The 22,245-nt window shown below is 37.0% G+C and carries 19 protein-coding genes, 1 tRNA gene, 1 riboswitch and 3 other annotated features (1 of these 24 cut by a window edge); of the genes, 13 read left to right on the forward strand and 7 right to left on the reverse strand.

Annotation, left to right across the window (positions count from 1 at the left end; all coding sequences use genetic code 11):
- Positions 1–126, forward strand: a binding site (T-box leader); it begins 119 nt to the left of the window's first position.
- 49 nt (positions 127–175) lie between these two features.
- Positions 176–1,306: an N-methyl-L-tryptophan oxidase gene (solA, locus tag ACEPSS_RS03235; protein WP_395320135.1), complete on the forward strand. Its 1,131-nt coding sequence runs from the start codon at positions 176–178 to the stop codon at positions 1,304–1,306.
- Positions 1,307–1,373: 67 nt separating this feature from the next.
- Here solA and guaA read toward each other — a convergent pair whose 3' ends face one another.
- Positions 1,374–2,927, reverse strand: a complete 1,554-nt coding sequence (guaA, locus tag ACEPSS_RS03240; protein WP_395320137.1) for a glutamine-hydrolyzing GMP synthase — start codon at positions 2,925–2,927, stop codon at positions 1,374–1,376.
- A gap of 10 nt (positions 2,928–2,937) precedes the next feature.
- Positions 2,938–4,074 (reverse strand): IMP dehydrogenase, encoded by a 1,137-nt coding sequence (gene guaB, locus ACEPSS_RS03245; protein ID WP_395320139.1) that lies wholly within the window; start codon positions 4,072–4,074, stop codon positions 2,938–2,940.
- A 228-nt stretch (positions 4,075–4,302) separates the two neighbouring features.
- Here guaB and hisS point away from each other — a divergent pair, with 228 nt between their 5' ends.
- The 7 genes from hisS (at position 4,303) to ACEPSS_RS03280 (ending at position 10,319) form a co-directional block, all read left to right on the forward strand.
- On the forward strand, positions 4,303–5,490 hold the full coding sequence (gene hisS, locus ACEPSS_RS03250; protein ID WP_395320140.1) for a histidine--tRNA ligase: 1,188 nt from the start codon (positions 4,303–4,305) through the stop codon (positions 5,488–5,490).
- 198 nt (positions 5,491–5,688) lie between these two features.
- Positions 5,689–6,927 (forward strand): Fic family protein, encoded by a 1,239-nt coding sequence (locus ACEPSS_RS03255; RefSeq protein WP_395320142.1) that lies wholly within the window; start codon positions 5,689–5,691, stop codon positions 6,925–6,927.
- A gap of 66 nt (positions 6,928–6,993) precedes the next feature.
- Positions 6,994–7,066 (forward strand) — tRNA-Lys (locus ACEPSS_RS03260).
- Positions 7,067–7,513: 447 nt separating this feature from the next.
- Positions 7,514–8,158, forward strand: coding sequence for an amino acid ABC transporter permease (locus ACEPSS_RS03265; protein ID WP_395320144.1), 645 nt, complete (start codon positions 7,514–7,516; stop codon positions 8,156–8,158).
- A gap of 11 nt (positions 8,159–8,169) precedes the next feature.
- Positions 8,170–8,808 (forward strand): amino acid ABC transporter ATP-binding protein, encoded by a 639-nt coding sequence (locus tag ACEPSS_RS03270; RefSeq protein ID WP_395320146.1) that lies wholly within the window; start codon positions 8,170–8,172, stop codon positions 8,806–8,808.
- Positions 8,805–9,638, forward strand: a complete 834-nt coding sequence (locus ACEPSS_RS03275; RefSeq protein WP_395320148.1) for an amino acid ABC transporter substrate-binding protein — start codon at positions 8,805–8,807, stop codon at positions 9,636–9,638. Before ACEPSS_RS03270 ends, ACEPSS_RS03275 begins: the two co-directional genes overlap by 4 nt.
- A gap of 135 nt (positions 9,639–9,773) precedes the next feature.
- On the forward strand, positions 9,774–10,319 hold the full coding sequence (locus tag ACEPSS_RS03280) for a TetR/AcrR family transcriptional regulator (protein WP_395320150.1): 546 nt from the start codon (positions 9,774–9,776) through the stop codon (positions 10,317–10,319).
- A gap of 192 nt (positions 10,320–10,511) precedes the next feature.
- Here the strand turns inward: ACEPSS_RS03280 and ACEPSS_RS03285 are convergent, their stop codons facing one another.
- The 5 genes from ACEPSS_RS03285 to ACEPSS_RS03305 form a co-directional block, all read right to left on the reverse strand.
- A complete protein-coding gene (locus tag ACEPSS_RS03285; RefSeq protein WP_395320152.1) occupies positions 10,512–11,048 on the reverse strand; it encodes a folate family ECF transporter S component in 537 nt (178 codons plus the stop codon).
- 43 nt (positions 11,049–11,091) lie between these two features.
- Positions 11,092–11,190: riboswitch (THF riboswitch) on the reverse strand.
- Between the two features lie 20 nt (positions 11,191–11,210).
- Positions 11,211–12,098, reverse strand: coding sequence for a methylenetetrahydrofolate reductase [NAD(P)H] (metF, locus tag ACEPSS_RS03290; RefSeq protein WP_395320153.1), 888 nt, complete (start codon positions 12,096–12,098; stop codon positions 11,211–11,213).
- Between the two features lie 3 nt (positions 12,099–12,101).
- Entirely contained in the window at positions 12,102–14,363 is a 2,262-nt protein-coding gene (metE, locus tag ACEPSS_RS03295; RefSeq protein WP_395320155.1) for a 5-methyltetrahydropteroyltriglutamate--homocysteine S-methyltransferase, read from the reverse strand.
- Positions 14,364–14,454: 91 nt separating this feature from the next.
- Positions 14,455–14,706 (reverse strand) — a binding site (T-box leader).
- Between the two features lie 49 nt (positions 14,707–14,755).
- On the reverse strand, positions 14,756–15,544 hold the full coding sequence (locus ACEPSS_RS03300; RefSeq protein ID WP_395320157.1) for a homoserine O-acetyltransferase/O-succinyltransferase family protein: 789 nt from the start codon (positions 15,542–15,544) through the stop codon (positions 14,756–14,758).
- Between the two features lie 14 nt (positions 15,545–15,558).
- Positions 15,559–16,830, reverse strand: coding sequence for an O-acetylhomoserine aminocarboxypropyltransferase/cysteine synthase family protein (locus ACEPSS_RS03305; RefSeq protein ID WP_395320158.1), 1,272 nt, complete (start codon positions 16,828–16,830; stop codon positions 15,559–15,561).
- Between the two features lie 458 nt (positions 16,831–17,288).
- Positions 17,289–17,533 (forward strand) — a binding site (T-box leader).
- Between the two features lie 59 nt (positions 17,534–17,592).
- On the opposite strand from ACEPSS_RS03305, the gene ACEPSS_RS03310 reads away from it, so the two are divergent.
- The 5 genes from ACEPSS_RS03310 (at position 17,593) to ACEPSS_RS03330 (ending at position 22,228) form a co-directional block, all read left to right on the forward strand.
- Entirely contained in the window at positions 17,593–18,753 is a 1,161-nt protein-coding gene (locus ACEPSS_RS03310) for a trans-sulfuration enzyme family protein (protein ID WP_395320159.1), read from the forward strand.
- A 432-nt stretch (positions 18,754–19,185) separates the two neighbouring features.
- On the forward strand, positions 19,186–19,932 hold the full coding sequence (locus tag ACEPSS_RS03315) for an amino acid ABC transporter ATP-binding protein (RefSeq protein WP_395320161.1): 747 nt from the start codon (positions 19,186–19,188) through the stop codon (positions 19,930–19,932).
- A 12-nt stretch (positions 19,933–19,944) separates the two neighbouring features.
- Positions 19,945–20,604 carry an amino acid ABC transporter permease gene (locus tag ACEPSS_RS03320; protein ID WP_395320163.1) on the forward strand — a complete coding sequence of 220 codons (660 nt, stop codon included), beginning with the start codon at positions 19,945–19,947 and terminating at the stop codon, positions 20,602–20,604.
- 10 nt (positions 20,605–20,614) lie between these two features.
- Positions 20,615–21,319 (forward strand): amino acid ABC transporter permease, encoded by a 705-nt coding sequence (locus ACEPSS_RS03325; RefSeq protein WP_395320165.1) that lies wholly within the window; start codon positions 20,615–20,617, stop codon positions 21,317–21,319.
- Positions 21,320–21,352: 33 nt separating this feature from the next.
- Positions 21,353–22,228, forward strand: a complete 876-nt coding sequence (locus ACEPSS_RS03330; protein WP_395320167.1) for a transporter substrate-binding domain-containing protein — start codon at positions 21,353–21,355, stop codon at positions 22,226–22,228.
- Positions 22,229–22,245: the final 17 nt, after the last annotated feature.

A 22,245-nucleotide genomic window follows, 5' to 3' on the forward strand; every position in this document is an offset into this window, starting at 1 on the left:
AGCTAATCACGGTTTTGCCACCGCTACCAGAGCAAAGTTATCCCGCTTTAGGCGTAACTTATTTGAGATAGTCGATGTGAATTGACTATGAACAAAGGTGGTACCGCGAATGCATTCGTCCTTTAACTAGGATGGGTGCTTTTTTATTTGGCAAAAAATCGAGGAGGAGTACAAAATGGAAAAAGTATTTGATTTAGCAATTATTGGAACTGGTTCAGTGGGGTCAGCGGCAGGATATTATGCCAGCCAAGCTGGTTTAAAGGTGTTAGAACTAGATGTGGCCCGTCCACCGCATGATCAAGGCTCACATCACGGACAAACGAGAATTATTCGGCATGCTTATGGGGAAGGTGGCAAATACGTTCCGTTAGTTTTGGAAGCCCAAAAGTTATGGCAAGACCTTCAATCCCAAAGCGGGACGGATGTTTTTCACCAAGTTGGGGTTTTAAACGTCGGACCAACGGGGGCTGAATTTATTACCAATGTCGCCAAAACTGCCCAAGAGTATAACTTGCCAGTGGATAATTTAACGGCCCAACAAATTCAAACACGCTGGCCGAACTGGCACTTTGATGATGACTATCGGGGCGTTTTTGAAAAAGATAGTGGTTATTTACTATCGGAAAATGCGATTCAAGCCTATTTGGCAGGTGCTGAAGCAAAGGGCGTCACGCAGGACTTTACGGCTAAGGTTCTATCCGTGAAACAAATCGAACCTGACTTAGTTGAAATTAAAACGGCTCATCAGGTTTACTACGCTCATCAAGTTGCTGTAACGGCCGGAACGTGGGCAAAAGAATTAATTCCTGATTTACCAATTCAACCACTGCGTAAAGTGTTTGGCTGGTTTAAAACGGATGACCCTCAGTTGGACGAAGCAAACGGTTTTCCTTGTTTTACCGTCGAAATGAAGTCAGGCGAGACTTACTATGGTTTTTCAGGACAAGATCAGCAAATTAAGATTGGGCATCATGATGGCGGACAACCAATTAACAAGCGCGAAGGGCGCCTACCATATGGTGAATATGCTGCAGATCAAACGGAAGTTTCCGAATTGTTGAAAAATCATTTAACGGGGACAAACGGACTTGATCATGGAGCAGCTTGTACCTACGATGTCTCACCAGACGAAGATTTTATCATTGATTGGGTACCTGGCCAACCAAATATTCAAGTCATCACGGGCTTAAGTGGCCATGGCTTCAAATTTGCTAGTGTCTTGGGCAAAATTGTAGCGCAACGAGCTCAAGGAAAGGCGGATGAATTTGACTTGAATCCGTTTAGAATTGATCGGTTTAAGAAATAGGGAAATTAGTTAATTCGTAACATACAAAAAAGAAGCTGAAATGTAAAGATTCAGCTTCTTTTTAGTTTTATTCGTATTCAATTGTTGCAGGTGGCTTACCAGTAATGTCATAAAGGACACGGTTAACTCCCGCTACTTCATCAACAATTCGTTTGGAAACCTTACCTAAAACTTCCCAAGGAACTTCAGCAAATTCGGCTGTCATTCCATCAACAGAGGTCACGGCCCGGATGTTAACGGCTTCATCGTAAGTCCGTTCATCACCCATGACACCCACACTCTTAATTCCAGGAAGGGCAGTGAAGTATTGCCAAATAGTTTTGTTTAAACCAGCTTTAGCAAATTCATCACGTAAGATGGCATCGGAATCACGCACCATCCGTAAACGTTCTGGGGTAACTTCACCAATAATTCTGATTGCTAAACCAGGACCTGGGAAAGGTTGACGCCATACTAATTCTTTAGGCATACCTAATTTTTCACCAAGTTCACGAACTTCATCTTTAAATAATTTGTTTAAAGGTTCAATTAATTTGAATTTTAAGTCTTCAGGAAGACCACCAACGTTATGGTGAGATTTGATAGTTTGAGCAGTATCAGTTCCTGATTCAATTACGTCAGTGTATAGGGTACCTTGAGCTAAGAAATCAACATCATCGAATTTACGAGCTTCAGTTGAGAAGGTATCAATAAATTCTTTTCCGATGATTTTCCGTTTTGTTTCAGGGTCAGTAACACCTTTTAATTTACCTAAGAAAAGTTCACTAGCATCGACAAAGTCAATGTTTAAACCGAAATCATCACCTAAAGCTTTAAGGACTTGTTGCGCTTCGTTTTTTCGTAACAAACCATGGTCAACGAAGACTGAGATTAGTTGATCACCGATTGCACGGTGCAAGAGCACGGCAACGACTGAGGAATCAACTCCACCAGAAAGACCAAGTAAGACTTTTTTATCACCAACGGTTTCTTTGATGTTGGCAATGGCATCGTCAATAAAGTCATCCATTGACCAGTTGGCTTCGGCACCAGCAATGTCAAAGACGAAGTGGCGTAACATTTCGCGACCTTCTTCAGTTAAGTTAACTTCAGGGTGGAATTGCACGGCATAGAAGCCACGTTCAGGGTCAGCCATCGCTGAGATGGGACATGAACCACTGGTTGCGGTAATTTCAAAACCGTCTGGAACCTTGGTTACAAAGTCACCATGACTCATTAAAACGGTTTGCTGATCGTTCATCCCTTTGAAGAATTTTGAATCTTTGTCGGTAACTTCGATTTGAGCTTGACCATATTCACTATTATCGGCAGTGACAATTTCACCACCCTTAAGATCTTTGGCCATTAATTGCATTCCGTAACAAATCCCTAAGATTGGAAGACCTAAGTTAAAGATTTCGGGATCAACGGCTAAAGCACCGTCACCATTCACACTGTTAGGGCCACCAGAAAAAATGATGGCTTTGGGATTCATGGCTTTGATTTCTTTAGCGGTCATTGTATGGGGTTTAAGTTCAGAATAAACACCCATTTCACGAACACGACGAGTAATTAGTTGGTTGTATTGACTACCAAAGTCAAGGACCACTACAGAGTCGTAATTACGTTCAGTTTTTACCATAATTATTCTCCTATTTTTTGTAGTTAGGGGCATCCTTAGTAATGATAACATCATGGGGATGTGATTCACGTAAACCAGCACCAGTAATTCTGACAAATTGTGCTTTCTTCATGTCAGCAATGGTATGTGAACCAGTGTAACCCATTGAGGCACGAAGACCACCCATCATTTGGTAAATAATGTCGCCAGCGTCACCTTTGTATTCAGTCTTACCTTCGATACCTTCAGGAACTAATTTCTTTTCAGCTTTAACTTTACCTTGGAAGTAACGGTCAGAAGAACCATTTTCCATGGCGGGGATTGAACCCATGCCGCGGTAAACTTTGTATTGGTGACCGCTTTTATCTGATAAAATTTTGCCAGGTGCTTCGGTAGTTCCGGCAAGCATGCTTCCAAGCATTACGGCATCACCACCAGCAGCAAGGGCTTTGGCGATGTCACCAGAGTATTGCATTCCACCGTCAACGATAATTTGTTTACCGTATTCTTCGGCAACTTTAGCACAATCATAAGCAGCTGTGATTTGGGGAACTCCCACACCAGCGACAACTCGAGTAGTACAAATTGATCCAGGACCAATTCCAACTTTAACAACATCGGCACCAGCATCAAAAAGGGCTTTGGTAGCAGCAGCAGTGGCAATGTTACCAGCAATCAAAGTTTTATCAGGAAATTGACTTCTGATTTCTTTAATTTTATCAAGCACACCCTTTGAGTGACCATGAGCGGTATCAAGGACGATTGCATCAGCACCAGCATTGAATAAGGCCGTAGCACGATCAAAAGTTTCACCATTAATCCCAACGGCAGCAGCCACTAAGTAACGACCTTGGTCATCAACAGCTGCTTCGTCGCCTTCGACGGGAGCAGCTTTAACAGCTGCTACTTCAGCGGCCTGATCTTCAGGTGACATGTTTTTGTGAATGACACCAAGACCACCTTTTTGGGCCATTTCAATTGACATGGCTGTTTCTGTGACCGTATCCATTGCCGCACTAAGTACGGGAATGTTTAAGAGAAGATTATTGCCTAATTTTGTTTTTAAGCTGACTTGATTAGGGAGCACGTCACTTGCTGCCGGAACCAATAATACATCATCATATGTTAATGCTTGATGTTCGCCAAACTTGTTTTCCCAATTATCCATGAAGAAAATCCTCCTGTTGTTAAGTTGTAGTAATTAATATAATAGATTAGCAGATTTTTTACGGAAAAGCAAAGGAAAATGCGAACAAAAGCAAAATAAAAACTGAAAAATGTACGTAACCGAATTATTGAATTGTAAATTAAGGAAATTATCCGACATTCACCCCAAAAAGCGGTAATTAATGGTAAAATTTAAGTAAATCGATTTAAACAAGAAAGCAGGATTATAATGGACGGAAAATTCAAACGAGTACGAGGAATGGAAGATATTCTTCCCAACGAAACTGCAGTTTGGCAACGAATTGAAGGAACTGCACGCGATGTCTTTTCAAGATATAACTATGCTGAAATGAGAACCCCAATGGTGGAAAAGACCGAAGTATTTAGCCGGACTTCTGGTGATTCATCAGATATTGTGACTAAACAAATGTACACTTTCGAAGATAAAGGGGGACGGAGTATTACCCTTCGTCCTGAAGGAACCGCTGGAATTGTGCGTTCGTTTGTGGAAAACAAACTCTTTGGACCAGAACATCCCAAGCCCGTCAAACTTTACTACATGGGACCCATGTTTCGTTACGAACGTCCTGGTGCAACCCATAACCGGGAATTCCACCAAATTGGTTGTGAAAGTATTGGGGCCGTTAGTCCCCAAATTGATGCTGAAGTAATTCGCTTAGCGATTGATATTTTCCAAGGTTTAGACATTCATGATTTACGAGTTGAATTAAATACCTTAGGGGATGACGAAAGTCGGAACGTTTATCGCGATACCTTAGTTAAATACTTTGAACAATTTAAAGATGAACTTAGTGCTGATTCCCAACGTCGTTTGGAACAAAATCCACTACGGATCTTAGACAGTAAAGATCGCAACGATCAAAAAATTGTGGCTGGTGCTCCTAAGTTAGAAGATAGCTTAAATGAACGTTCAAAAAACTACTTCAATGATTTGAAGAAAGCATTGGATATCTTAAAAGTGGACTACACGGTTGATGATCGGTTAGTTCGTGGATTAGATTACTACACGGATACAGTTTTTGAAATTCAAGCGAAAGCTCCTGAATTTGGTGATGATTACACAACGATTTGTGCTGGTGGTCGTTACAACAACATGGTACAAGAATTTGGTGGACCTGAAATGGGTGGAGTTGGTTTTGCCTTTGGTGAAGAACGGCTTGCTACGGTAGTTAAATCAGATGCAGCCGAAGATGCGATTGATTACTTCATTTGTACTGATACCAAAGGTAAGAGTGAAGACGAAATCAATGCGATTTTTGATCAAGCGTTAGCCAAAGCTTTTGAATTACGAAATCAAGACTACACTGTGGAAGTTAACTTCCAAGAACGTAGTATGAAGAGTCAAAAGAAAGAAGCTTATAAGTTAAACGCCAAAAACACTTTGGTAATTGAATAATTAATAGTAGAAACAATCAAATTTTAGAATTTGGTTGTTTTTTTGTTATTTTAACATTTTTACGTATATGTCTATGTTAGACTATAAAAAACATTCTAACTTTAACAAAAACGGCTTTTTGTCAAAGTTGAAGTTATAATATATTACTTAGTTTTAACAAAAATGATGTTTTGTTGAAATTGAAAGGAGGATATTTAAATGAAGTATATGTCTTTGGAAAATTTTAAAAGAAATTCAAATGGTAACCTAGAAAAAGTTGAAACTGAATATAAAAATAGAATTGATAATTACGCGAGCATTAACACAACGTTATTCCCGAATTTAATGTATAAGGGTGAATATAAAACTTCTGAATTTCCAATATATTTTATGAATTTACCTAAAATATCAGTTAAGATAGAACAAATAAATAATAATTCTAAGAATATTAGTTCGCTTGCAAAAAAATTGACAGAAATTGCTAAAAGGCAGTATTTTTTTGAAACACTCAGAAATGAAATAAAGAGCACTAATGATATTGAAGGTGTTAGATCTACAAAAAAGGAAATTGATCATGCAATTAAAAATGTAGATAGTGATTCTAATGATGTTAGATTAAAATCAACGGTTAAAATGTATTTGGATGTTTTTGATGGGAAAGAGCTTCCTATTACTGATGTTCAAGATATTTTAAATATTTATCATAATTTATTAGAAAATGAAATTAAAAAAGAAAATAAATTAGATGGTGAATATTTTAGAAATAGTCCTGTTTATATTCAGGGTGGCAATGTTGATAGAAAAGTACATGTTGCCCCATTAAATGAAAGAGAAATTTTAAAAAGAATCAAAGAATGGATTTCATTTGTTAACGACGATGAAGTTCCTTTTCTGATTAAAGCGATGATAGGACATTTCTTTTTTGAGAATACTCATCCTTTTTATGATGGTAATGGAAGAACAGGTAGATATATTCTTTCGATGTACTTATCTAGAAAATTAGATGAGTTCACGGGAATAAGTTTTTCTCAGATTGTACAAACTAATAAGTCAACGTATTACAAGGCTTTTGAAGAAGCAGGTGCGTTTGAAAATCGTGCTGAATTAACATTTTTTGTTGATAAAATGTTGAAATTAGTTATTAAAAGCCAAAACCTAATTATTGATAGTTTAACGTTTAGAATTGATAAGTTTAATGGATCTATTAAAAAAATAAATAAACATTATGGTGATAATTCACCAGAAAGTTATATTTTATTTCTTTTAGCACAATCAAAAATGTTTAATGACTCTGATGATGTTGGACTACTCGATAAAACAATCCTTTCATTAGCAAAGACCAGTCCTTTTTCAGTTCGAAAAATCAAAGATACAATAGAAAAATTAGAAAATGAAAAACGTTTAATAAAAATAAAGTCAAATCCTAAGCAGCATATCATCTCTGATATATTTCTATAAACTTTTTCATAAATTAACTTGCTTAAATTAGTTCATTACTGTTATAATAATACCTGTAAGTTAATCGAGCGGTTAGCTCAACTGTTAGAGCAACGGATTCTTTGTCCGTGAGATTGGGGTTCAAGTCCTTGACTGCTCATATTTAAAAAGAACGTTCATTGTGAACGTTCTTTTTTGTTAGTTTAAAATTAAATCCAAATAATGATTATTTGATTAATTAGATTTATCATTAAAAACTTAACAAAATTAAAAAATTGTATTGCTATTTTACTAAATACCATTTATAATTCAATTAACGATATGAACGAAAGAGTAACCTATTGGTACTGACTGAGAGAGTCACGGTAGCTGAAAAGTGACCAGTAGCGTAGGCGAACCACACTCGTGATCATTGATATAGCAAAACTATATCCGGCCGGCATCGTTAAGTGCTGCACCTTCCATTCTAGAACGGTAAGGTGCCTGAGAGTCTAGCAGTAATGTTAGGCTGAACAGAGGTGGAATCACGAACGAATCGTCCTCAAGTTATCAAGCGATAACTTGAGGACTTTTTTGTTTTGGTGATAAATTCAAGGAGGATTAAAAAATGCACTATTTATTAGAAATTTTACCCAGTTTGTTAGACGGTTTAAAACTAACGTTAGGAGTGTTCTTCCTAACATTGATAATTTCTTTGCCACTGGGAGTGATTGTCTCCATGGCGCAACGCTCACGATTCTTCGTGTTACGGTGGATTACTAATATCTACATTACGATTATGCGAGGCACGCCATTATTGCTTCAAATCGTGTTTGTCTACTACGGTTTGAGTTTAGCTAACATTGCGGTGTTACCAAGATTTGAAGCCGCCGTGTTGACCTTTGTTTTGAATTATACTGCTTACTTTGCTGAAATTTTCCGTGGTGGAATTCAAGCCGTTCCCGCTGGGCAATATGCCGGAGCTCGCGTGTTAGGGATGAACAAGTTGCAAACGTTCCGTTACATTGCGTTACCACAAGTGATTAAAACTGTGATGCCATCCGTAGGAAACGAAGTTATTAACCTAGTTAAAGATACTTCGTTAGTTTATGTAATTGGACTTGGTGACTTGATGCGGGCTGGAACCATTGATGTCGCACGGGATGTCACGTTGATTCCGTACCTATTAGTGGGACTTTTCTACCTATTATTAACCATGATTTTTACCTTAATTATGCGCTACATTGAAAAACGCTTGAACTACTATCGTTAGGAGGGAACACAATGTTATCAATTGAAAATTTAACTAAGTCATATAATGGAAGAACTATTTTTAAAGATTTATCTTTTACAGTTGCCCCAGGTGAGGTTTTAACGATTGTTGGTCCCTCTGGAATTGGAAAAACGACCTTCTTAAACATTTTAGCTGGCTTAATTCCGGCTGATAGTGGTTCAATTAAATTGGACGGTCAAGAATTGGCAATTGACGGAACTCGGCAAGGATCAGAGGTTGGGGTAATTTTTCAAGACTTTAATTTGTTTCCGCAATATACAGTGACTGAAAACATTACTTTGGCACCACGGATTGTGGCAAAAGAAAAAGCGGCGACGTATACGAAAACCGCTTCTGAATTATTAACTGATTTAGACTTAACGGAACACCGCAATAACTATCCTTTTGAACTATCAGGTGGTCAAAAACAACGAGTGGCGATTGCTAGAGCATTGGCAATGAAACCAGGCGTGCTTGCTTATGATGAACCAACTTCTGGTCTAGATGAAGCATCAACTGAACGAGTAACGTCTATCATTCAAAAACTTCAAAGTCGAAACGCTACGCAATTAGTCGTAACCCATGATTTACCATTTGCGGAAAGTTTGAATGGTAAAGTATTGGATTTCTCAAAGGATGTAAAACGATGAAAACGAAAAAACAATTTCCTAAGTTGATGGGAAACTTCTTGATTCTGTTAGTGCTAGGGTTAGTCGTTGCGGGAGCTTGGTATAAAGGCACCCACCGGACTGATACTTGGAATAAAGTGCACCAACAAAAAACGGTGACCGTTGGAATTGATGATACGTTTGTTCCAATGGGCTTTCGGGATAAAAATGGTAAGTTAATCGGATATGACGTTGAAATGGCAAAAGCTGCGTTTAAAAAAATGGGCTTAAAGCCGAAATTCCAAGTGATTGATTGGTCGATGAAAGAAACCGAATTGAATACCGGACACATTGATGCCATCTGGAATGGTTACACGATGACACCAGAACGAGCCAAGCACGCGGCTTTTTCTAAACCATATCACGAAGATAACCAAGTCTTACTTACGAAAGCAAACTCTGGGATTAATGTGCCCCAAGATATGCACGGAAAACAATTAGGAGTGCAATCAGGATCGGTTGGATTTGATGATTTTAATCAAGATCCGAAAGTTTTGAAACAGTATTTAGGAACGAAACCCGTGCAATACGATACGTTTGATAAAGCAATTAATGATGTAAAGGTTGGTCGAATTAATGCGGTTTTAATTGATGCAGATTATGCTAAATATTATTTGGCTCACAATCACTCCAGTGAACCTTTAAAATTAGTTAAAACTGACTTCCCGGCCGATTATGATGCCGTTGGTTTACGAAAACAAGATAAAACTTTGCGGGAGAAGTTGGATAAAGCAATTGAAGAACTTCGCCGTGATGGGACGGAAGCGCGCTTATCTAAAAAATACTTTGGTGAGCTGGATGCAAGGAGATAAATAAAGACCTAGTAACCAATCATATAGCTGATGGGGACTAGGTTTTTTAATTTGGTTAAAAACATTTATTTAATTAGCTACTTATTATTGCTATAATTAAATAAATGTTTTTTTATTAATGAGGTGAAGGAAGCTGTGAGACGAGATGCTAAAAAGATTCCCACTGAAACTAAAATTATTGATAATTTTATTGAACTAATGCGTAATCAACCTTATCAAAAAATTAGCGTGTCCGAATTGTCGAAAGCAGCTGGAATTAGTCGGATTACTTTTTATACTTATTATAAGGGAATTGATGACTTGTATAATCAAGTAACTGAAAAAGTAGTTCAGCACATTGATGAGATTTTACGCTTTAGTTACGTTTCTAAGGGCGTTGTTAATTACCAATTGTTAGAGAAAAATTTATTTAATTATTTTCAAAAAGATCATTCAGTTCAAGTTTTGATTAATAATGATCAAACTGCAGTCTTGCGGACTAAAATTAAACAAACTTTGGTTAATACCGTGATGGAACATGAAGAAATTAGTCCTGATGACTATTTTTCTCATGTTCAAATTCCTTTTTTAATCTCAGGAGCCATTAATGTTTACGTTGATTTTTTAAATGGTGATTTGGGAAATGTTGATACGAAACAGTTGATGGATAGTTTGAATAAAATTCTAGAGGAGCTTAGTTAATGCTAGGCTTTTTTTGTTTTATATTATAAACTTAAAGGCGTTTTGCGAAACGGTTTACACATGTAATTATTATTGGAAAAATTAAAGGTTTTTACTCTAACTATTGTTTTAAGTGCAATTATAGCGTACAAGCTATTTTGCTTTGTTAACAAAAAAAGACATTGGCGATCGCTCACCAATGTCTTTTTCGGTCTATTTAAATACTTCCGGTTTCATCCGGTTAATCGTCTTATTATTTAAGATCCAATATAAGATTCCAATCTGAAGGGGTGCTGAAATACAGTTCTTTACTAATCTCATTGGTAAGAAATACCAAAAATTAGTGTGGGCTAAGATGGAAACCCAATAAGAATTCATGAAGATATTGATTACAATGGTGATAATCAAGACAACTACGATAATTCTTATGAATCCAATCTTAGACCGATTAAAAAACGCAAAACTGTAAATCAAAGCCGCAACTACTGCTGAAAGGGCAAAGCCAATAAAATATGCTTGACCACTAATCATCGTCGAAATAAAATCAACGATAATCGCAATTCCGACTGACCAAAACGGCCCATACCAACGTCCAATTAAAGCTGCTGTAATAAACGCAAACCCAAATTGGACATTGGCATTTCCTACGACTAAACGACTAAGGACAATCTGAATCGCCATTAATATGGCCAAATAGCTAATCCCCTTGAGACTAAGCGGGCGTAAACCCCACTTCTTGAAACTTTCCATTTTGACATCTCCTGTCAGGAGCTGCCACCAAAAGGCGGATCTTAGTGGCGAATGCGAGATTAGCACCGCAAACGTTGAAGTTTTTCGTCCGATGTTCACATTCCGTTCCATCGACACTTAACGCGCTAATCTCTACTCCGATAAATTTTTGTTACAAATTGATTATACCCTTTCAGCAGTTCGATTACTAGTTTCTGCGAACAATGTATGGGTTGCATCCCAAATTCGTTGGGCATTTGCTGCATTATTCATCGTATAAAGGTGAATTCCATCGACATTGTTCGAGACTAGGTCCACAATTTGGTCAATGGCATAAGCAATTCCAGCATCACGCATCGCTTCCGGATTGTTCCGGTAGCGGTCCATAATGGCAACAAATTTTCTTGGCATTGGAATTCCAGATAGTTCAGTAATTCGCTTAATTTGATTTCGATTGGTACAGGGCATGATGCCGACTTCAACGGGAACGTCAATTTGCGCAAGCTGGAGGCGTTCCCGAAAATCATAAAAGGCTTGGTTATCAAACAACATTTGGGTGATTAAATGACTAGCACCATGGTCAATTTTTTCTTTTAAGTGGAGGGTATCATCGACAAAATTAATTGATTCGGGATGTTTTTGGGGATAACAGGCGCCCGAAATGTCAAAATCACCTTGTTGCCGAATAAACTCAGCTAATTCAGAGGCGTACTTAAAATCACCAGCTGGTTCTTGATCGGGAATTCGATCACCACGAAGGGCTAAGACGTTCTTAATTCCATGGAAACGGAGTTGGTTTAAAAAGTCAATTACATCTGCTTTAGAACGATATAGTCCGGGAATATGGGCAACCGTTGGAATTCCGACCTTATTTTGAATTTTATCCGCTAGTTCAAGTGAAGCGTTATTTTTCGAACCGCCCGCACCTAAAGTAATGGAAATGAAATCTGGTTTAATACTTTTAATCCCAGTGAGGGAATTGACTAACTTATCTGTTCCCTCCGCGGTATGAGGGGGAAAGACTTCTAAAGAAAAAACGGTTTTTTCATTAAAAATATCTTTTAAACTCATAACTTATCCTAACTCTGCTCGCTTTTGGTTAACTGCGGCAATAAGATTTTCTAGACTAGCAAAGGATTCAGCTTCACCCCGGGTCTTTAAACCACAATCAGGGTTAATCCAAACTTTGCTTTCTGGTAATTTAGCTAAAATGTTATTAATCACATTGTAAATTTCGGTTTGACTAGGAACTCGAGGAGAATGAATATCATAAACTCCAGGGCCAACTTCAGTTTCAAAGTGGTTGGCTTTTAGCTGGTCAATAATTGATAAATCAGAACGGGATGCTTCAAAGGAAATTACATCGGCATCCATGTTATCAATGGCGGGAATAATGTCATTAAATTCACTGTAACACATGTGGGTGTGAATTTGGGTAGATGGTTCAACCTTACTATGAACTAGCTTAAAGGCTGGAATAGCCCAGTCAAGGTACTCTTTATACCAGTCACTTTGACGAAGTGGAAGTTTTTCCCGTAAAGCTGCTTCATCAATTTGGATGATTTTAATCCCATGTTTTTCTAAGTCTAAAACTTCATCCTGAATGGCAAGGGCAATTTGGGTAACTGAGTCTTCGGCAGAAATATCTTCCCGGGGGAAGGACCAGTTGAAAATGGTTACGGGTCCTGTAAGCATTCCCTTAACTGGTTTGTCAGTTAAGCTTTGGGCATAAGTTGAGGCTGCCACCGTAATCGAATTCTTGCGACTAACGTCACCCCAGATAATTGGTGGTTTAACGGCCCGAGTTCCGTATGATTGGACCCAAGCTTTCTTGGTAAAGGCAAAGCCATCAAGGTTTTCCCCAAAGTATTCCACCATGTCATTTCGTTCGTATTCACCGTGAACGAGCACATCGAAGCCAGCGTTTTCTTGCCATTCAATAATCCGTTTGATTTTTGCTTCATTAAAAGCGTCGTATTCGGCTTTTGAAATCTTATGATGTTTGTATAATGACCGGTTTTTTCGCACATCTTTGGTTTGTGGGAATGAACCAATCGTAGTGGTTGGTAAATCAGGCAGTTTAAATTCTTCTTTTTGAATAGTTTCCCGTTCGCTTCGTTCAGGAAGGCGCGTGTAATCAGTTTCAGTTAATTCGCTAACCCGTTTGGCTACGTCAGGATTAGCGGGGTGATTAACGTTTTCAAACAACGCTTGATTAGCTTGCAAACGAGCTTGATCATCATGATTGATAATTTCATCGAGATCATGAAGTTCAGTTAGTTTTTGATAAGCAAAGGCTAAATGTTGTTTTAAAGCAGGATCAAGGTCAGTTTCATTTTCAACGGTATAAGGTACGTGAAGAAGGGAAGCTGAAGTGGAAATCACTAAGTTATCAGTTACAGGTAAACTCTTGAGTAGTTTAATCGTCTTTTCGTATTCGTTGCGCCAGATATTTTTTCCGTTGACGACTCCAGCAAATAAAGTTTTATCTTTGGGGAACCCATATCTACGTACTAAGTCAGCGGTTTCTTTTCCTTCGACAAAATCAAGGCCAAGTCCATCAACTGGAAGTTCAAGCAAGTCTTGGTAAATATCACGAACATCACCAAAGTAAGTTTGTAAGTTGATTTTGAAGGTGCGAGGCGTCTGTAAAATTCCATCGTAAAGTTGTTTAAATAATTGTTTATCTTCAGCAGATAAGTCAAAAACGAGCGCTGGTTCATCAATTTGTAACCAGTCAAGATGGGTTTGATCAAGTTCTTTGAAAATCGCTTGATAGGCGGCAATGACAGCTGGAACAAAATCAGAAGCAGTTTTCTTACCAACGTAACGACTAAGCTTCAAAAGGGTATATGGCCCTACGATGGAAGCTTTAACGTGATCATGGCGTTCGGTGGCTTTTTTAAGATCTTCAAAGAAGCGGGTTCCCACTAATTTAATCTCAGTATCATCGTCAATTTCGGGAACGATGTAATGATAATTGGTGTTGAACCATTTTTTCATTGGAAGGGCTTTGACGGAATGATCTTCATCTTGATAACCCCGAGCTTGAGCAAAATATTCATCAAGTTCGTTTAAGCCTAAATCACGGTAACGTTTAGGGGTGATATTAAGTAGGCTAGCCGTATCTAACACGTTGTCAAAGAAAGAAAAGTCACCAGCACTGATGAAATCAAGACCTGCTTCGGCTTGGTTGTTCCAGTTCTTAGCCTTTAATTCGTCGGCAATCCGTAATAACTCTGCTTGATCCAGTTCGTATTTCCAATACTTTTCGGTAGCGTGCTTCAATTCGCGATCTTCTCCAATACGGGGAAATCCAATAATACTAGTTGTCATAATGTTACCTCCTCAGGTATCTTAAAATTTATTTTTCCTAAATAGTTGTTTAAAAAAATGGGTAAAAAAAATCCCGCAGTCTAAAAATAGACTACGGGACGACGATGCGTGTTACCACCCTGATTCTGTAATGCATCACTACATTACACTCAACAAGTACGTCAAATTAATGAGATACTCTAACGCGGTAACGGGCGCACCCGAACTTGGCTTATCCAAAGGACTCACCTTATTAAATCGATTCGGAGACCATTTTCGGTTTCTAAACAACGCTGACTCTCACCAAATTGTCAGCTCTCTTTAGGTTGTCGCTAAAACTTACTTATCTCTTCAACATCTTAGTTGATTTGTAGTTTATAGATTTTTTTTAAAGTTGTCAACACTTTTTTTAATTAACTTTGAATTGGCGTTGCAATTTTAGTAAGCCACTGATTAATAAATTGGGATCCCGACCGTTTCCAAGTATTGTGGGGCCGTTGATTTTCATCAAAGTAATTGACGGGCTTTTTCGTGTGTAAACCATTATTTAAATCGCGGAAATATTCTTGGGCTAACGTGTTCGTTCCGTATTCAAAGTGGCCAGTCACGTAAGCAGAACGGAGCGTGTCGTCCCAAATAAGTGTTGCACCAATTTGGGAATTACCAGCTAAAACGGTGGCGTTCACGTAATCAACTGGGACTTTGAAATAACGAGAATGAGGCATCGTGATGCCATTGGTTGTATAAACACCATAAATTTTATTGGTAACTGGTTGTCCGATTAGTACATCATCAAGCGTTCCCGCTGCCCAAGCTGCCCAACAAGTGAACAAGCTGGTACCAACGTGGTCTTTACGCCAGTCAATGAAATGTTTGAATTCCTCCCAGTAATCAATTTCTGCGAATTTCTTCTGATCCACGGGCGCACCTGTTACCAAAAGGGCATCAAAATTTTGGTCTTCAATGTCAGCGAGGGTGACATATTTGTCGATAATTTCGGATGCAAAATGTTTGGTATGGTGAGTCGCCATGCGACAAAAAGTAACGTTGAAATTGTGGGGAGTACATTTCAATAAGCTAATAATTTGATGTTCGGTTTCAGCGCGATTAGGCATGAGGTTCAAAACTAATAAATTAATCGCGTCTAGTTGTGGCTGATGATGATTCTTAGAATAACCAGATAAAATGTTCATACAACCCATGTGATTTTTCCTCCTTAAATTTTGGCAAGTGCTTGGTCTAAGTCAGCAATTAAGTCATCCGCATTTTCAATTCCAATTGAGATTCGGACTAAATCAGGGGTAATACCTGCTTCTTTAAGTTCCTGTTCGTTTAGTTGAGCGTGCGTAGTTGAGGCGGGATGAATAATTAATGATTTGGCATCTCCCACGTTCGCAAGTAATGAGAAGAGTTGAAGATTTTCAATTAATTGTTTCCCGGCCGTTTCTCCACCAGTCAACCCAATAGTGAAAATAGAACCAACTCCATTGGGGAAGGCTTGTTTGGCTAATTCATGATACTTACTACTTTCCAGTTCAGGATATTTAATCCAAGCCACTTTATCGTGATTAGCTAAATAGTCAATCACTTTTCGGGTATTTTCCACGTGGCGTTGTACCCGAAGTGAGAGGGTTTCTAAACTTTGAATTAACAAGAATGAATTAAAGGGACTAATGGCAGCTCCTGTATCACGAAGAACTTCTGCCCGAACTTTAGTCGTAAAAGCACCAGGCTTTAAGTCGGCAAACACTAAACCATTGTAGTGAGCATTCGGATTAGTGAAATCGGGATAACGACCACTAGCTTGGTAATCAAATTTGCCGTTTTCAATAATGACACCACCCATTGTGGTTCCGTGACCGCCAATAAATTTAGTGGCTGATTCAACGACGACATCTGCTCCGTGATCTAAAGGACGGTATAGGTAAGGGGAGGCAAAGGTGTTATCAACAATTAATAAAATTCCATGACGATGGGCAATCTTAGCAATTTTATCAATGTTAGCGAGATTAATGTCTGGATTTCCGATGGTTTCTAAGTAAAGGGCTTTGGTTTTATCGTTAATTGCAGCTTCAAAATTTTGGGGATCGTCAGAATCAACAAAATGAGTGGTAATGCCAGCCTTTGGCAAAGTTACGTTAAATAAATTGTAGGTTCCACCATAAAGGGTGCTAGCCGAAACAATTTCGTCACCAGCACTGGCAATGTTAGTAATGGCCGCATTGACCGCAGCTGCTCCAGAAGCTAAAGCAACGGCACTAGTCCCATTTTCTAAAGCAGCGACCCGCTTTTCTAAAACATCAGTAGTCGGATTAGTTAAACGAGTGTAGATGTTGCCTGGTTCGGTTAAAGCAAACCGGTTGGCAGCTTGGTCGGCGTCTTTGAAGACGTATGAAGTGGTTTGGTAGATGGGAACGGCCCGTGCTCCCGTTTCGTCAACTGTTTGACCAGCATGAACTTGTAATGTTTCGAATTTTTCCTTAGTCATTAGTTTTCCTCCTAAATTTTGGCAAATAAAAAAGCTCTCATTCCATGTATAACTAAATACATGGGACGAAAGCTTTCGCGGTACCACCCAACTTCGCTTGATTATCACTAATCAAACCTCAATGACACAAACATGTCTGGGAAGGTATCGGTTCCTACCGGATTTTTAGCTTGCACTATTAATCGTGACTCGGAGTTCATCTGTAACGCACAATCAGTTGCACCTTTGCACTATCTGATGCTCACTTAAAACTGATTTTTTTGCTTTACTCTTCTCTTCAACGTCTGAATATTTGATTGATATGAATTCTAAAATCATTTTGCCGATTTGTCAACAAAAAATATTAATTAAAATTTTTTCAAAAACTTTTTTTCTATCTTAGGCAATTGTTTTTGGTAAATAAAATTAAATTTAGGGTTTGACAAACGAAAATAAAGTCGGTAAACTTCATCTCAATCAAAAAACGTTGCAAAGATAAGTATGATTTTTAAACTTCTAAAGAGAACCGATATTTGGTGAGAGTCGGGGTAGTGGCGAATCAGAAAATGGTCTTTGATGAAAACAATTGGGTAAGCTTTGGCAAACTCAATTCGGGTGCGCCCGTTACCGCGTTAGAGTATCTCATTAATTTGACGTACTTGTTGAGTGTAATGTAGTGATGCATTACAGAATCAGGGTGGTAACACGCATCGTCGTCCCGTAGTCTATTTTTAGACTGCGGGATTTTTTTGTGGAAAAAATTAAGAAAAAGGAGAAATTATCATGACAGGATTTAATACAAAACTAGTATTTGGAAAAGGTTTAAACGATTTACATGACAACGATACGGGAGCCGTCAACATTCCGATTTATCAATCAACGACCTATGCGTTTAAAGATATTGATGGGGAAAATAAATATGATTATTCTCGTTCGTTGAACCCCACCCGAGAATACTTAGAAAAACAAATTGCGGCTTTAGAAGATGCCAAACACGGATATGCGTTTGCCTCTGGAAGTGCGGCGATTCATGCGGTTTTTACATTATTTAAGCCCGGTGATCACATTGTGGTTAGTAAAAATATCTATGGCGGAACCTTCCGTTTAATCAATGACTACTTAAAAAAATTAGGGATTGAGTTTACTCAAGTTGATACGCAAAACTTAGCTGAAGTTGAAGCAGCCATTCAACCAAATACAAAAGCAATTTACTTTGAAACGATTGATAATCCATTTATGAAAGTAACCAGCGTTAAAGGCATTTCAGAAATTGCCAAACGACACAACGTGTTAACGATTATTGATAATACCTTCTTAACACCTTATCTTCAAAAGGCATTGAACTTAGGAGCTGACATTGTCATTCATTCCGCCACGAAATATCTGGGTGGACACTCTGATGTAATTGCTGGACTAGTAGTTACTAACAATGATGAGGTCGGTGAAAAACTTTACTTCTCTCAAAATGCAGTCGGGGGTATTTTAGCACCCGAAGATTGTATCTTGGTAATTCGCGGGATTAAAACTTTATCAATTCGACTCGATCGGCACATTCAAAATGCACAAAAGGTTTTAGCTTATCTTGATAGGAAGACGGATGAAATTGAAAAAATCTATTATCCAGGACGAGCTGGAGATGCGAGCGATGCGGTTGCAAAAGCTGAGCTGAACGGTTACGGTGGTGTGATTACTTTCCAATTAAAAGACCATGTCGACGGTAAAAAGTTTGTCAATGGAACTGAATTAATTTGGTTAGCCGTGAGTTTAGGTTCGGTGGAAAGTTTAATTGAATTACCATATTTCATGACTCACGCAGAGTTGCCAGTGGAAGAAAGAAATAAGGTGGGAATTACACCTCAACTAGTTCGACTTTCAGTAGGCCTAGAAGATCCCGAAGATTTAATTGCTGATTTGGAACAGGCGTTTGTGAAAGCCAAAAAATAAATTAACGTTAGTAAATCAATCTCGTGAAGCTATTATTCGCATTTTAATCAAAAAAACATCTTTACATTAAATAATAATCGTGTTTTAATGGTTAGTAATCAATGAAAAGGAGAAAAATGATGAATAACTTTACACTAAATTACAAATTCAACGCTTGCTGTACTTGTTACATGCTGTAAGCAACGTTCGTAGTTATTAGATACGGATGTTGCTAAACATCTGTATCTAAGTATGGTGAGGTTTACTTTCCTTAGTTAGATACATAACTATTTTTTATAGTTAGGCTAACTAAGCGAATGGAGATTCGTAATTTTTCTTTTAATTATTAAACAGTTAAAGGGATTGGTTATGCTAACTAAATGTTAGTATGACCAATCCCTTTTTTATTTTCTATATAAAAAAGAAATAATAATTTTAAGGAGGTTAGTATCAATGGCACTTTTAGAAGTTAATGATTTAAAAAAACAAATTAATAATAATGAAATTTTAAAAGGCGTTAATTTATCAGTTGAGAAAGGTGAAGTTATTGCAGTAATTGGCCCGTCTGGATCTGGAAAAACCACTCTATTGAGAGCTTTAAACTATTTGAATAAAGTTGATGACGGAACTATGAAATTTAAAGATCACAAAATCGATTTATCTAAACCCAGTGAAAAAGAAATTTTATGGATTAGACGTCATACTAGTATGGTATTTCAAAATTATAATTTGTTTAAAAATAAAACAGCACTTGAAAATATTTCTGAAGGTCTAATTTATGGTCAGGGAATGAAAAAAGATGAAGCACATAAAATAGCGTTAGAAGCCTTGAAAAAAGTTAATTTACAAGATAAGAAAAACTACTATCCTTCGCAGCTTTCAGGTGGGCAACAACAAAGAATTGGAATTGCAAGAGCAGTAGTTTTAAATCCTGAAATTATTTTGTTTGATGAACCAACTTCAGCATTGGATCCAGAACTAGTGGGATCAGTTTTAAAAGACATTAAACGTTTAGCTAATGAGGGACAAACAATGATTGTAATTACACATCAAATGTCTTTTGCCCGTAACGTTGCTGATCGAGTCATATTTTTTGCAGACGGAAATATTTTAGATAGTGGCACACCTAATGAAATTTTCAACCATCCTAAATCAAAAAGAGCCGAAGATTTCTTGTTGGCTATTTCTGAAAACCAATAAAGGGGTGATTAAATGAGTGTTAATAAAATAGTTGTTGATATATTACAAGGATTACCGGTTACATCATTCTTATTGTTAGCTTCTTTCCTAATTTCTATAGTTTCTGGTTTCTTACTTTCATTCTTATATTTACGCGGAAGTTTATTTTCAAAAATATATTTAGAAATAGTAAGAGGAACACCTCCACTATTAATGTTACTACTAGCATATTATGGGTTACCTAAATTATTTTCATTATTTGATATTAATATTAACGGTTGGGCAAAAATAGTTTTCGGAATATTAGGTTTATCGATTGGTTGGAGTGCCTATTTTGCTGAAGCATTTAGAGCTGCCTATTTATCTGTTGATAAGAGGCAGTACGAAGCAGCTTTGTCAGTCGGTATGAATAAGCAAATAGCTTTTTTTAGGATTATTTTTCCTCAAGTATTGTTAATTTCATTACCAAACGTTGAAAATTTGGTTATTGGTTTATTAAAAGCAACTTCATTAGTTTATGTAATCGGAATAGTAGATATGTATAATATTGCAACTGATTTAGCAAATCAAAGCCAAGGTGTATATCAATTAGAAATATTTATTATTCTTGCTTTGATATATTGGTTAATTGTTATTTTAATAGAATCAATTTTTCGTTGGATAAAAAAACGTTATCAGTATGTAACGGTATGAGGTGGTTTTTATGTTTGATATAAGTTTTGCAGAAAAAGCATTTCCTAAAATATTGGAAGTTGCACCAGTAACAATTTTGCTTTCGATAGTTTCAATCATTATTGGATTAATTTTGGCAATTATCGTTGTCGTTATCAGAGAAAAGAAGATTCCAGGACTTAACCAATTTGTTGGAATATTAGTTTCTTTCATTAGAGGTACGCCAATGATTGTACAACTTTATGTTGTCTATTATGGACTGCCACAATTACTTGTAATGTTAAAAGATAGTGGTTTTAATACAAGTTTAACTGGAGTTCCCGCAATGATTATTGCAATTACTGCCTACTCATTGAATGCAATGGCAAATCTATCTGAAAGTATTAGAGCAGCTTATAATTCAGTGGATAAGGGACAATATGAAGCTGCCATTTCAGTAGGAATGAGACCGTCAGTTGCATTAATAAAAATAGTGATTCCGCAATTAATTTCTAACTTAATTCCTAATTTATCAAATATTTTTGTCGATTTAATTAAAGATACAGCATTAGTTTATAACATTGGAATTGTAGAAATTATGGCAAAGGCTAATATTATTTCTTCAATCGGATTTAAATATATAGAAACGTATATTGATGCTTTGATTATTTACGTATTAATATGCTTGTTATTCTCAAAATTATTCCAAGTAGTTGAAATTGTTGTCAGAAAGAAAGTATTTCATGCAGTTAGTTAAAAAATAAAATTATTAAAAAGGTGGATTTATATTATGCAAAAAAATAAATTAATTAAAAGATTATCATATGGTTTAGGGGCAGTTGTAATTATTGGGGGATTCTTCTTGATTAGAAATAACCATAAAACAACTGATAGCTCATCAAATGAGAAAGTAACAACAGTTAACGTAGCCGCACCAAATAGCAATCGTCCATATACATACCCAGAAAAAGGTGGAATTGGTGGATATTACGGTGAATTATTGAAAAGAATTGACAAAGATTTACCGCAATATAAATTCAAAGAAACTACTACATCACAAAACTCTGTGTTTGTTGGATTACAATCAGGAAAATATGATTTAGCAGCATCAAACTGGTGGTATTCAAAAGAAAGATTTGATAACTACTTACACTCAGATGCGAATGGACTTGATGATTTAAGACTAATCACACATAAAGGTGGGAAGACTGCAAATTCATTAGAAGATGTAGCTGATAAAAAATTAAAGTTAGCACCTATCTCAACTGATGATGCTCGTTATAATTTCATTGAAACTTATAACAAAAAGAACCCTAAACATCAAATTGATTTAAAGGGAATTGGAGATCAAAGTGCAGGGGATGCATTAAAAGAAGTTGCTAACGGTAAGTATGATGTTGCTATTTATCCATACGCTGCTTATAAACCTGTATCTGAAACTGCTGAAGGTAAGAAACTGGAAGCTTCAAAATCAATTGGTCTAGAAGATAGTTACTTCTTGTTGAACAAAAATGATAAAAATAAAAAATTAACTAAAGACATTAACAAAGAATTGAAGGAGTTAGAAAAAGAAGGATATCTTGAAAAACTAACTAAGAAATATCTTTACGAAAATACTTTTAAACTTCCAAATGCAGATAAAACATTTAATGAAAAAGTAAAATAATTAAAAAGGAGTATCAA

The sequence above is a fragment of the Fructilactobacillus frigidiflavus genome, assembly GCF_044054575.1.
GTDB lineage: Bacteria > Bacillota > Bacilli > Lactobacillales > Lactobacillaceae > Fructilactobacillus > Fructilactobacillus frigidiflavus.

Bases quoted from the DNA above. Each gene is read 5' to 3' on its own strand.
- ACEPSS_RS03285 (WP_395320152.1), bottom strand. From the start codon at position 11,048: ATGGAAAGTTTCAAGAAGTGGGGTTTACGCCCGCTTAGTCTCAAGGGG.
- ACEPSS_RS03320 (WP_395320163.1), top strand. From the start codon at position 19,945: ATGAGTGTTAATAAAATAGTTGTTGATATATTACAAGGATTACCGGTT.
- ACEPSS_RS03305 (WP_395320158.1), bottom strand. From the start codon at position 16,830: ATGACTAAGGAAAAATTCGAAACATTACAAGTTCATGCTGGTCAAACA.
- metF (WP_395320153.1), bottom strand. From the start codon at position 12,098: ATGAGTTTAAAAGATATTTTTAATGAAAAAACCGTTTTTTCTTTAGAA.
- hisS (WP_395320140.1), top strand. From the start codon at position 4,303: ATGGACGGAAAATTCAAACGAGTACGAGGAATGGAAGATATTCTTCCC.
- ACEPSS_RS03315 (WP_395320161.1), top strand. From the start codon at position 19,186: ATGGCACTTTTAGAAGTTAATGATTTAAAAAAACAAATTAATAATAAT.
- ACEPSS_RS03275 (WP_395320148.1), top strand. From the start codon at position 8,805: ATGAAAACGAAAAAACAATTTCCTAAGTTGATGGGAAACTTCTTGATT.
- guaB (WP_395320139.1), bottom strand. From the start codon at position 4,074: ATGGATAATTGGGAAAACAAGTTTGGCGAACATCAAGCATTAACATAT.
- ACEPSS_RS03300 (WP_395320157.1), bottom strand. From the start codon at position 15,544: ATGGGTTGTATGAACATTTTATCTGGTTATTCTAAGAATCATCATCAG.
- ACEPSS_RS03270 (WP_395320146.1), top strand. From the start codon at position 8,170: ATGTTATCAATTGAAAATTTAACTAAGTCATATAATGGAAGAACTATT.
- ACEPSS_RS03330 (WP_395320167.1), top strand. From the start codon at position 21,353: ATGCAAAAAAATAAATTAATTAAAAGATTATCATATGGTTTAGGGGCA.
- solA (WP_395320135.1), top strand. From the start codon at position 176: ATGGAAAAAGTATTTGATTTAGCAATTATTGGAACTGGTTCAGTGGGG.
- metE (WP_395320155.1), bottom strand. From the start codon at position 14,363: ATGACAACTAGTATTATTGGATTTCCCCGTATTGGAGAAGATCGCGAA.
- guaA (WP_395320137.1), bottom strand. From the start codon at position 2,927: ATGGTAAAAACTGAACGTAATTACGACTCTGTAGTGGTCCTTGACTTT.
- ACEPSS_RS03310 (WP_395320159.1), top strand. From the start codon at position 17,593: ATGACAGGATTTAATACAAAACTAGTATTTGGAAAAGGTTTAAACGAT.
- ACEPSS_RS03255 (WP_395320142.1), top strand. From the start codon at position 5,689: ATGAAGTATATGTCTTTGGAAAATTTTAAAAGAAATTCAAATGGTAAC.
- ACEPSS_RS03265 (WP_395320144.1), top strand. From the start codon at position 7,514: ATGCACTATTTATTAGAAATTTTACCCAGTTTGTTAGACGGTTTAAAA.
- ACEPSS_RS03325 (WP_395320165.1), top strand. From the start codon at position 20,615: ATGTTTGATATAAGTTTTGCAGAAAAAGCATTTCCTAAAATATTGGAA.